Annotated in this window: 9 protein-coding genes and 1 pseudogene; 5 read left to right on the plus strand and 5 right to left on the minus strand. The window is 30.5% G+C overall.

Going from position 1 to position 11,756, the window contains the following annotated elements; translation table 11 throughout:
* The first annotated feature begins 7 nt into the window (after window positions 1-7).
* Complete coding sequence (locus tag AC8GF4_RS11605) at window positions 8-1,120, plus strand: peptidylprolyl isomerase (RefSeq protein ID WP_506594808.1); 1,113 nt, start codon at window positions 8-10, stop codon at window positions 1,118-1,120.
* A 77-nt stretch (window positions 1,121-1,197) separates the two neighbouring features.
* Entirely contained in the window at window positions 1,198-2,394 is a 1,197-nt protein-coding gene (locus tag AC8GF4_RS11610; RefSeq protein WP_506594810.1) for a peptidylprolyl isomerase, read from the plus strand.
* A gap of 67 nt (window positions 2,395-2,461) precedes the next feature.
* On the opposite strand, the gene AC8GF4_RS11615 is transcribed toward AC8GF4_RS11610, so the two are convergent.
* Window positions 2,462-2,899, minus strand: a complete 438-nt coding sequence (locus tag AC8GF4_RS11615; RefSeq protein WP_506594811.1) for a hypothetical protein — start codon at window positions 2,897-2,899, stop codon at window positions 2,462-2,464.
* A 513-nt stretch (window positions 2,900-3,412) separates the two neighbouring features.
* Between AC8GF4_RS11615 and AC8GF4_RS11620 the strand changes: the two genes are divergently transcribed.
* The 3 genes and pseudogenes from AC8GF4_RS11620 (at window position 3,413) to AC8GF4_RS11630 (ending at window position 8,037) form a co-directional block, all read left to right on the plus strand.
* Window positions 3,413-6,106: a tetratricopeptide repeat-containing sensor histidine kinase gene (locus AC8GF4_RS11620; RefSeq protein WP_506594813.1), complete on the plus strand. Its 2,694-nt coding sequence runs from the start codon at window positions 3,413-3,415 to the stop codon at window positions 6,104-6,106.
* A 278-nt stretch (window positions 6,107-6,384) separates the two neighbouring features.
* Window positions 6,385-6,720: pseudogene (locus AC8GF4_RS11625) on the plus strand (tetratricopeptide repeat protein); the annotation flags it as partial.
* On the plus strand, window positions 6,721-8,037 hold the full coding sequence (locus AC8GF4_RS11630; RefSeq protein WP_506595073.1) for a tetratricopeptide repeat-containing sensor histidine kinase: 1,317 nt from the start codon (window positions 6,721-6,723) through the stop codon (window positions 8,035-8,037).
* A 3-nt stretch (window positions 8,038-8,040) separates the two neighbouring features.
* On the opposite strand, the gene AC8GF4_RS11635 is transcribed toward AC8GF4_RS11630, so the two are convergent.
* The 4 genes from AC8GF4_RS11635 to AC8GF4_RS11650 all read right to left on the minus strand — a co-directional run bounded on the left by AC8GF4_RS11635 (window position 8,041) and on the right by AC8GF4_RS11650 (window position 11,592).
* Window positions 8,041-8,640 (minus strand): GNAT family N-acetyltransferase, encoded by a 600-nt coding sequence (locus tag AC8GF4_RS11635; RefSeq protein ID WP_506594815.1) that lies wholly within the window; start codon window positions 8,638-8,640, stop codon window positions 8,041-8,043.
* Window positions 8,641-8,862: 222 nt separating this feature from the next.
* On the minus strand, window positions 8,863-9,219 hold the full coding sequence (locus tag AC8GF4_RS11640) for a hypothetical protein (protein ID WP_506594817.1): 357 nt from the start codon (window positions 9,217-9,219) through the stop codon (window positions 8,863-8,865).
* A gap of 95 nt (window positions 9,220-9,314) precedes the next feature.
* The gene (locus tag AC8GF4_RS11645; RefSeq protein WP_506594819.1) at window positions 9,315-10,493 is read right to left on the minus strand and encodes an AIR synthase related protein; all 1,179 of its coding nucleotides are present in this window, start codon (window positions 10,491-10,493) and stop codon (window positions 9,315-9,317) included.
* A 217-nt stretch (window positions 10,494-10,710) separates the two neighbouring features.
* Complete coding sequence (locus AC8GF4_RS11650; RefSeq protein WP_506594820.1) at window positions 10,711-11,592, minus strand: OmpA family protein; 882 nt, start codon at window positions 11,590-11,592, stop codon at window positions 10,711-10,713.
* Between the last annotated feature and the right edge of the window lie 164 nt (window positions 11,593-11,756).

Here is an 11,756-nt window from a genome sequence, read left to right on the forward strand (position 1 = left end):
AAGCAGCATGAAAAAAAATATTTTATTTGTATTATTATTACTTACTACTTTAATTTCTTGTAACAAAGAACATAATAATTTACCTGACGGTCTTTATGCAGAAATAGAAACCAACAAAGGAAGTATTCTATTGGAATTGGATTTTAAAAAAGCCCCTGTAACCGTAGCAAACTTTATTACATTGGCAGAAGGAGAAAACAACTTTATTGTAAATGACACTTTAAAGGGAAAACCATTTTATAATGGATTAAAATTCCACAGAGTGATCAAAGATTTTATGATTCAAGGAGGAGACCCATTAGGAACTGGATCAGGAGACACGGGTTACAAATTCAAAGACGAGATTACCTATTTAAGATTTGACAAAGGTGGGGTTTTGGCAATGGCCAACAATGGTCCTGGAACAAATAGCAGTCAATTTTTTATCACACATTTGGAAACACCATGGCTAGATGGTAAACATACTATTTTTGGTCATGTAGTAGACTACAATCTCGAAGTGGTTAATCAAATTGAACAAGATGATTTTATAAAAAGTATCATTATCATTAGAAATGGAGAAGTAGCTAAGAAGTTTGATGCTAAAAAAACCTTTTCAGATTATTTTAAAATAGAATCCGAAAGTCAAAAACAAAAAGTAGCAGCTGAATTGGAGGCTAAAATAATATACGAAACCAAATACAAAGAAGTTTGTGAACAAAAGGTAGCCTCTTTTGAAACATTGAAAAGTAAAGCAACCAAAACTGCTACAGGACTTCAATATGTAATTACTAAAAAGGGAAATGGTAAAAAACCTGCCATAGGTTCTACCATCTACATTCATTACGCTGGTTTTCTAGAAAACGGTACTTTGTTTGATTCTAGTCTTGAAGATGTATCCAAAACTTTTGGAAAGTTTGACCCTGCACGAGCTGCAGCAAATCAATATATTCCTATTCCTTTTCAAGCAGGAAAAAAAGACGGCCTGATTCCTGGGTTCATTGAAGGAATTGAAAAAATGGCTATTGGTGACAAAGCAGTGGTTTTTATTCCATCTCACCTTGGATATGGTGAAGCTGGAGCAGGTGATGTTATTCCACCAAATACAAACATTATTTTTGAAATTGAGTTAATGAAGTAAAGTCATTAAGCAACTAAGAAACTTAGATTCTTAATAACTTCCGCAAAAAAATACAAACCTATAAAATTTAAAAAAAAATGAAATCCAAAATTGCATTACTACTCTTTTTAGGGTTATTTAATTTACACGCACAAAATATAAAAAAGCCAGTAACTACCAAGAAGACGACTGCAACAACCGTAAAAGCTCCAGTTGCTGCCGAAGGAATATTTGCAACTATTGCCACTAACAAAGGGAATATCACAATTCAACTGTTTTATTTAAAAACCCCTGTAACCGTTGCCAATTTCATAAGTTTGGCAGAAGGAAAAAATCCATTTGTGACCGTTGAAAAACTAAAAGGAAAACCATTTTTTGATGGTTTAAAATTCCATAGAGTTATAAAAGATTTTATGATTCAAGGTGGTGATCCTGACGGAAATGGATCAGGCGGACCTGGCTATGCTTTCAAAGATGAATTTACAGATTCAAAATTTGACAAAGCAGGAATTCTTGCCATGGCAAATTCTGGACCTGCCACAAATGGAAGTCAATTTTTTATCACTCATAAAGACACTCCTTGGTTGAATGGGAAACACACTATTTATGGTAAAGTAACCCAAGGAATGGAAGTAGTAAATGCTATTGCTCAAGAAGATGTGATTACTAAAATTACTATTGTTCGAAAAGGGGAAGCAGCAAAGAAATTTGATGCAGTAAAAATATTCTCCGACTATTTTAACAACAAGGCAGAAGATCAAAAAAAGCAAGCAGCAATTGATGAAGTAAACAAAAAAAAGCAAGTCGCTATTGAAGCTGAAGCAAAAAAAGCATACCTAGCAACTTACGGTTCTGTTATTGCCGCAAAAACTGCCAACATAGCCTCCGAAAAAGCAAAAGCAACCGTAACTCCATCAGGATTAGCTTATAGCGTATTAACAAAAGGAACAGGTATAAAACCTGTTAATGGATCTACATTCTATTTTCATTATGCTGGCTATTTTGAAGATGGCACTTTATTTGACAGCAGTTATGAAGGTGTATGCAAAACTTATGGGAAATTTGATGCCAATAGAGCTGCTCAAAATGGATACAAACCTTTTCCTTTTGAAGCAGGAAAAAAAGATGGCATGATACCCGGTTTCATCGAAGGTCTTAGCAATATGACATACGGAGAAAAAATACTGCTGTTTATTCCCTCAAATTTGGCCTACGGAGAAAGAGGTGCTGGAGGAGTTATTCCACCAAATACAAATTTAATTTTCGAATTGGAAATGTTTGAAAAACAACAATAATATAAGAATTAGGTTTTCAGCTCCAGTCTTGGTGTTTAAAATAAAAACCGAGACTGGAAACTGATTACTACTTTTTAAACTTCCAATCAAATTCGTCTTTGGCATTTATGATTGCGCCAATTTCGAATTTAACTACCTCTTCAAATTCTGTTTGTAGAATAATCCAATTCTCTTCATTAAAGCAATTTTCGTAAGTATCAAACTCTTCTTGAGTAAATTTAGTTATTCCTTTTTGTGCCAAATCTTTTTTTACATCAGTAATTTTTCTGTTGATAATTTTATTCCCAAACAATTCCAAATTTGGGCTAGAAGCTACTAAATAACCCAATTTCAATTCTTCTTCTGCATAAAAAGTCAATCTAATTTTGAGCGTGTTATATGCCAAAATCACATTGTCATCTTCGTCTTTGTAGTTCCTGTCTGGTTTACCATATAACGCTATAACGTCATTTTGCTTCATACCGAAAATGAGTTTATCAATTCCGATTTTAAGGTTTATTTTCATTTCTTTTCAATTTATTTAATCACTTGAACAAAGGTATCTTTTTTTAAGTAAGGTTGTTATTCTTATTAGTAAAGCATTTTCAATTGTTTTTTATAAAATCAATTAGTAGCCTCTATTTTTAAATAAAATTTTTAATCACAATTATGGCAAAAAAAACATCTTTAATCCCAAACAAAATGAAGATTTAAATTTCACAAAACTGGAAACTATTTTTGCTTTCAAACTAAAATCACATTCTTTTTTAATAAAATATTCAACGCTTTTTAATTAGGATTTACAGCATATTTTTTAAAAATCTACAATCTGAAGATAATAAAACTACATAGATTTAACTTAAAACAATACTTACAATTATACATAAAAAACGACATTTAACATGAAAAAAAAACAACATAACGACATCAAGGCTGTTTATGGTATGGTTATTGATCTTTGGAATAATGAATAAAGAAGAATAAGTATTTATAAAAATAATACTATTTTAACTTTAATTAAATTTTGAAATATTAAAAAATGAATTCATTTCTAAAAATAAACAGATGGTTAGTCTTTATGCTAATACTAGGAAATCTAGTTAATGGACAAAACCAAAATGCAAGTGACCTAACTACTTTAAAAAACAAACTACAAAGCACTACAACAGACTCATCCAAAATAAGAATACTGAATGAAATAATAACTGTTTGTAAATATACCAATGCTCAAGAAGGTTTAAAATATGGAAATAAAGCTTTGGCTTTGGCCGAAAAAAAACTTTGGGATAAAGAAACAGCAATCATCCATAGTAATATTGGAACTTGTTATGCCTCGCTTTTCAATTATGATAAAGCAAATATTCACTTTCAAAAAGCGTTACTGATTAACCAAAAAAAATCATATCAACAGGGTATTGCTTCAACTTACAAAGACATTGCACTCTCTTATTCTTCTCAAAAAAAATACACAGAAGCACTTTATTATTTTGAAAAATCATTAGAAACACACCAATTCATTGGAGATCAACCAGAAGTTGTTTACTCTTTAAATGATATGGCCAATCTTTATTTTATTCAAAACAACAATCAAAAAGCGCTTGAATATTACAATAAATCAATTGTAATAAATCAGGACATCAAAGATCCCAACGGCTATGCCTATTCCCTAAGCCGTATTGGTGAAATACATATAAAAGAAAAAAATTATACTAAAGCCATAAGTTATTTTAGAAAAGCCATAGATAAATACGATAAAAATCAATTGGGAAATATTGATTATACTCTAAAACAATTAAGCAATGCGTATCTTTTGTTATCTAAATCCGATACAAAAAACAAAACCAAATACGTTGAACTTTCAAAAAACACACTGAAACAGGTATCTTCAAAACAACAACAATATTCTCAATCTGTAGCGTCATTAAAAGCAGATCTTAAAATAACTACGATAGATACTGTAAGAATAAATATTTTAAACAGAATTGCAAGTAGTTATTTTTACACCAATCCTAAAGAAGGTATTGCATACGGAGAAAAAGCTCTTAATCTGGCCACAAAAACCAATTGGAAAAATGGAATAGCATTAGCAAATGACAATCTTGGTGTTTGTCATTGGGTATTAACGGACTACACCAAAGCGCTTCATTATTTTTATCAATCTTTGACTGTATATGAAGAATTAAAAGATCAAAATGGAATTTCGGGTACCTTAAATAATTTAGGATTGGTTAATATTGAAATAAAAAACTACAAAAAAGCTTTTAAATATTTAGACAAAGCATATGAAATCAATAAAAAAACGGACAACAAAATAGAAATGGTATATAATAGAAATAATATAGCAAATGCGTATTATGAACAGAAAAATTACACCAAAGCCCTAGATTATTATAACAAATCAAAAGAAATTAATCTTTCAATGAATGATTTAAATGGGCTTGGTTATTGTTATTCCAAAATCGGACAACTATATACTGATCAAAAAAAATACACAAAAAGCCTCTACTATTTTAAAGAAGCATTAAAAAGTTATGATAAAGGTCAAACCTACAATATTGGAAATACCTATATAGAAATGGGAATTTCTTATTATAAAATGGCCATTGAAAGTCCAAATAACAAAAAAGTTTTATTGGCAAAATCGGAACTATACCTGATCAATGCAGTCAATTTATTTACAGAAACAGGTATATTAGACAGACTTAGCATTTGTTATTTAGAACTATACAAGACATCCAAAGAGCAAGGTAATTTTGCTAAGTCATTAAACTATTTTGAAAAACACAACACCCTAAAAGATTCATTATCTTCCAGTAAAAACAAAAACAAATTAACCAATCTACAATCCAAACGAGAAATAGAATTAAGAGACAAGCAAATTGAAATTCAAAATCTTAAAATAAATAGTAATTCAAAAAAAGTATATTTATTAGTCATTATTACTGCTACCATAGCATTATTACTTATCCTGTTTTTTTGGTTGTATATTAATAAAAGAAGTACCAACCAATTATTATTAGACAAGAACAAAGTGATATTGAACATAAACAAACAAAAGGACAAATTTTTTTCCATTATAGCACACGATTTAAGAGGTCCCTTTACTGGTTTTTTAGGATTGACAGAACTATTGGCCGAAGACATTAATGATATGGATAAAGAAGATATTCAGTTTGCCGCTGTAAACATGAGAAGTTCTGCTAATAACTTAAACAGATTACTTGAAAATTTATTGGAATGGTCAAGAATGGAACAAGGATTAATACCTTTTAATCCACAAGAAAACATTTTATTTCCTGTTGTAAAAGAATGTATAGCAACTCTTGAAATTGCAGCCCAAAAAAAAGAAATTAAAATACAAAACAATATACCCGAGAAAACAAACATTTATGCTGACAATAATATACTACATGCAGTGATTCGTAATATTTTGTCAAATGCGGTTAAGTTTACACCAAAAGGCGGGAAAATTGTGGTCGAGAGTAAAGAAAATGAAAAAGGTACTGTCATATCAATAGAAGATTCTGGTATAGGAATGAACGCTCAAATATTAGAAAACCTTTTCCAATTGGATGTAAAAACCAACAGAATGGGAACTGATGACGAACCAAGTAGTGGCTTAGGATTAATACTGTGTAAAGAATTTATAGTGAAACACGGTGGTCAAATATGGGTAGAAAGCAAAGAAAATTTAGGCTCTACATTTTATTTTAATTTTCCACAAGCAATTTAATAAATTAGTGTACTTTTGAGAAAAATTCATTAATGATTCGAGTAATTACTTTTATATTATATTTTTTTTTACTATTTTACTCCATTCCTGTTAAAAGTCAAAGCACTATATATAAGACTATTGACTCTTTAAAGCTTGCCATAAAAAATACAAATAACAATTCAGAAAAAGCAGTTTTGTTAATAAAACTATCTACTTATTCTGGTTACATTGATTCAGATGAGGCTATAGGCTATGCTAACAAAGCAATTTTATATTCACAAAAAGACAACAACCCTATGGTGATTGCTGATGCTTATTCAAGCCTTGGCATTGCTTACGAAGTAAAATCTGATTTTGTTAATGCATTGAATAATCTTTACAAAGCACTCTCCATATATGAACCTTCAAATGATCGAAAAAAAATAATTCGAGTTTACAACAACATCGGATTAATTTATATCGACCTTGAAAACTTCAATCAAGGATTAATTTTCTATAATAAAGCTTTAAAGTTAAGTTACAAAACTAATGAGAAAAGATCCATTTCTTTATTAAACAACAACATAGGTGATGTTTATTTACAACAAAAAAAATACAATAAAGCGCTAAACTTTTTCTACAAAGCGCTAATTATGAATAAAAATTTAAATGACATTGAAGGTGTCGGTTTAAATCTTAGCAATATTGGTATTTGCTATGTAAACTTGAAAAATTATAAAAAAGGACTGGAAATGATAAACCAATCCATTTTGACTTATGATGATTATTCCAGTCTTTACAATACATACAACATCTTTGAGCTAGGTAGAATTTACTATTTTAAATCTTTAGAAGTAAATGATAAAGACAATAGCGAAAAAAACGTTGAAAAATCAATTGCTTATTTTAACCAATCATTAGTTATCTTTAAGAAATACAAGTCTTTAAAAGACATTCAAGAAACTTATTTCTATTTATCTAAAGCAAATAAATTTAAAGGTAATAAAGATCTAGCATTAGACTATTTTGAAAAATATTCAACTATTAAAGATTCATTATTTTCAAGAGATAGTCAGAAAAAATTAGCAAATCTTGCATTTCAAAGAGAACTCGATTTAAAGAATAAACAAATAGAAATTCAAAAATTAAAAATAAATAGAGATTCTCGAAAAGTGTATTTTTTAATTATTGTAACAATTTCAGTTGTTTTACTTTTTGGATTATTTTTATGGTTATACCTATCTAAACGAAAAACAAATAAAATAATTTCTGATATAAATACACAAAAGGATAAATTCTTCTCTATTATTGCCCATGATTTAAAAGGCCCTTTTGTTGGATTTCTAGGATTGACAGAACTCATGGCGGAAGACATTGACACCTTATCTTCAGAAGAAATAAAGTTTGCAGCTTTCAACATGAAAAGCTCTGCTAAAAATCTTTTTAACCTTTTGGAAAATTTATTAGAATGGTCCCGTATGGAGCAAAACTTAATCCCTTTTGATCCGCAAGAATTAGCATTACAATCAATATTATCAGATAGTGTCCTAACTTTGCATGATATTGCCCATAAAAAAGAGATAATTATAAATACTGATATTGAAAATGCAAAAATCGTTTTTGCAGACAAAAATATGTTCCAAGCCATAATTCGAAATATTGTTTTTAATGCTATAAAATTTACTCCTAAAAAGGGAACTATAATAATTCAAACCAAAGAAGATATTACAAATACTACAATTACAGTAACAGACAATGGAATAGGGATGAGTCCAAAAATTATAGAGAACTTATTCAAATTGGATATTAAAAACAATAGAATTGGTACAGAAGCAGAACCAAGTACTGGCTTAGGATTAATTTTATGTAAAGAATACATTGAAAAACACAATGGAAAAATTTGGGTTGAAAGTAATGAAGGCATAGGGAGTACTTTCCATATCAGTTTTCCCAAAAACAGGTTAAAATAACTATTAAAGCTTTTCTTTTAAATTTTCTTTAACGGTATTAAACCATTCATTTTTAAGAATACTCAATACAATACTGTCTCGTCTTACATCGCTTCCTAATGTTGGCATGTGACTGCGTAAAACACCTTCGACTTTGCAACCAATACTTTTCATAGCAGCAATACTGCGTTGATTATTGTTATCGGCTCGAAATTCGACACGCTCCATTCCTAGGGTTTCAAAAGCAAATTGCAATAACAAATATTTGCAATGTTTATTCAGGCCTGTACCTCGAAAATCTTTTCCGTACCAAGTATATCCTAATTGAAGGGTTTTGAACGCTAAATTAACATCATAAAATCGCGTGCTTCCAGCATATTTACCCGATTTTTTGTCGAAAACTATAAAAGGAAATTCTGTTTTGTTTTCTTTAGCTTTCAAAGCAATTTGGATATAATTTTCTAGGTTTTCTTTGCCGTTGGCACGAACCAATGCATACTCCCAAGTTTCGGGTTCATTTATAGAAATATCCAATAGATTTTCGACATCGGTGACTTGAAGAGGACGAAGCAAAACCATTTCGTCTTCGAGTATAACATCTTGAGGGAATTGAGAAGTAAGCATCTTTTTATTTTTGAGTTAATGTATAAAAAAAAGACAAATTACAGCCTTTTTACCAATATTCACTGATGTCTTAGCCCAGATAAAAGTGAAAAGCCCACAGTATAAAACACTAATTTTTCTTGTTGTAAAAGAGCGACCAAAGGAAGCTCCTTTTATGACTTAGAAAAATAGTGTTTTATGCGCGTACTTGCAACGGATAGCTGGATGAAGCTCCTTCAACTATTATTCACTCATTTCATCATAACGCTCTGGAACTTGAGGGTCATATAGCGGACATTTGAATTCGGCCATAGTATCTACAAGTAAATTCATGGTTTTTCCTTCGGTGCCGTAACAATCTATTTTGATGCTTTGTGAAGTAGTTTTGATATGAAAAGCGCCTTTTCCGTTGGCATTCTTCCAACTATTATCATCTACTTTTTCCCAATTTGAGAATACAGAATTAATTCTATTTAAAATCACAGCAACAGGTAGTTCCTCAAGACCTTCAACTTCTTGTTGTTCGTCTATGGCTTCGTATACTTCGTGATGATTTAAATAAACTTCATCCAAGTATTTCCAAAAAAGTAGTTCGTACATTTTAAAAAAGTTTAATTGTTTTAAAAGTTTAATTAGTTTAATCTATAACATGGTTAAACCTTTAAACGATTAAACCAAAAACGATTAAACAACCTTTAATACTCGAAAGTACCGTATTCGCTTGTAATTGTTAATTTCTTTGAATCAGAGGCTTCTACTCTACCTACAATTTGAGCATCAACATTGAATGATTTTGAAATTTCAATTATATCTTGAGCAACGGTTTCGGGAACATAAATTTCCATACGATGTCCGCAATTGAATACTTGATACATTTCTTTCCATTCGGTTTTGGATTGTTCTTGTATCAATTGAAACAATGGAGGTACTGGAAATAAATTGTCTTTTATAATATGTAGGTTTTGAACAAAATGCAAAATTTTGGTCTGCGCTCCTCCACTGCAATGCACCATTCCGTGGATATCTTGTGAAGTATATTTGTCTAAAATTTTCTTGATTATTGGCGCATAAGTTCTAGTTGGCGAAAGCACTAATTGCCCAGCATTTATCGGAGAATTCTCGACTGGGTCTGTCAATTTTACTTGACCAGAATAAATCAACTCATTAGGAACAGCAGCGTCGAAACTCTCTGGATATTTAGTTGCTAAATATTTCTCAAAAACATCGTGACGTGCAGAGGTTAAACCATTACTTCCCATTCCGCCGTTATAACCTTTCTCATAAGTTGCTTGTCCAAAAGAAGCCATTCCAACAATGACATCCCCTGCCTTTATATTGGCATTGTCAATTACTTTGGAACGTTTCATTCTAGCAGTTACGGTAGAATCTACAATTATGGTTCTTACTACATCTCCAACATCGGCAGTTTCTCCACCTGTCGAGTGTATAGTAACACCGAAGGAATCCAATTCTTTGATTATCTCTTCTGTACCGTTTATAATGGCAGATAAAACTTCGCCAGGAATAAGGTTTTTATTTCTACCAATAGTAGATGATAATAAAATATTGTCTGTGGCTCCTACACACAATAAGTCATCGATATTCATGATTAAAGCATCTTGAGCAATACCTTTCCAAACCGAAATATCTCCAGTTTCTTTCCAATACATATAGGCCAAAGACGATTTTGTTCCTGCACCATCTGCATGCATAATAAGGCAATAATCCTCATCTTGAGTTAAATAGTCTGGCACTATTTTGCAAAATGCCTGAGGAAACAAACCTTTGTCTATATTCTTTATAGCATTGTGAACATCTTCTTTGGATGCCGAAACACCGCGTTGTGCATATCTTTTTGAAGTATCTGAACTCATTTTTATGTTGTGTAGTTGTTGGGCAAAGATAATTTTAATGTGACAATTAAACAATTAAATTTCAATGCCAATATCAATGGCAAAAGCAATGGCAATTTCAATGGCAAAAGCAATGCCAATATCAATGGCAATTTCAAAAGCAGTCTCAATGGCAATTCCAATTTCAATCAAAAATTTTCAAATTCAAAAAATCTAAAATCTAAAATCAATATCACACTTAATTGGCTAAGATTTCAATTTCAACTCTTCTATTTGCTTCGCGTTCTTCTTCTGTTTTTTCGGGCAAAGGATATAATGGTTTTGTACTAGCATAACCCACAAATGACATTTTGCTTTTTTCAATTCCATTATATTCAAGAAACTTATAAATCGCTTTTGCTCTTTGGGTACTTAAATCCCGAACATCATTCTTTACACAACAAATATGTCCCTGAATTTGTATTTTTAAATCGGGACAACTTTTCATAACTGTCAGTAATTCAAACATTACAGATCTGGATTGTGGCATAATAGCAAAAGTATCCACAAAAAAATTCATGCTTTCCAGTTTAAGCTTCTCCCCTACGTTGGCTACGCTTACTTTTTTCATAAAAACGGTATCAATTTTTATATTTACTGAAGAGCCATCTGGATTTTCGTAAACATAGACATCCGAGAATTTAATTTTTGGCTTAATCTTTTCTACAACAACATTCTTTTCGGCAATAATTTTTTCTTCGTTTGGAAAATCTTTTGGCAAAATATAATACAAAATAACTTTTCTGTTTTCTGATTTTAAAGTTGAAGAAGTATGCAGTTTGCCAAAATTTCTAGTTTTGAAATCTTCTCTTATTTTTACTTTGTTTTTTATTATATTAAAGACATAATCAATTCGATTTTTAGCCAAAGTATCATTATATCCAACCGATCCTTCTTCATCACAATAGCCATAAACCCCGATTACTTTGACTTCCTTATTTGCAATTAACCATTGATTTAATTTTGACAATTCGTTTTTTTGCAAAACAAATTTATTACTTTCAAAAAAGAACGAAACTTGTTCTTGAGCAAAAACACAAGAAACTACAAAACTAAATAGTAGGGTAAAATAGAACTTCATAATTTGGGGATTTAATTATCAAATTTACAATAAAATTTAAACTAAATATAAATGGTAAAAAAAGTTCAAATTCCCTTAAAAAAGAATTACGCCTAAACCTTTCTTAACAATATAAGAAAAATCTTAAGCGCATTCCAACCTTTATATTTTAAGATTTGATAACT

It is taken from the genome of Flavobacterium rarum (SeqCode), assembly GCF_965234445.1.
Lineage (GTDB): Bacteria > Bacteroidota > Bacteroidia > Flavobacteriales > Flavobacteriaceae > Flavobacterium > Flavobacterium rarum.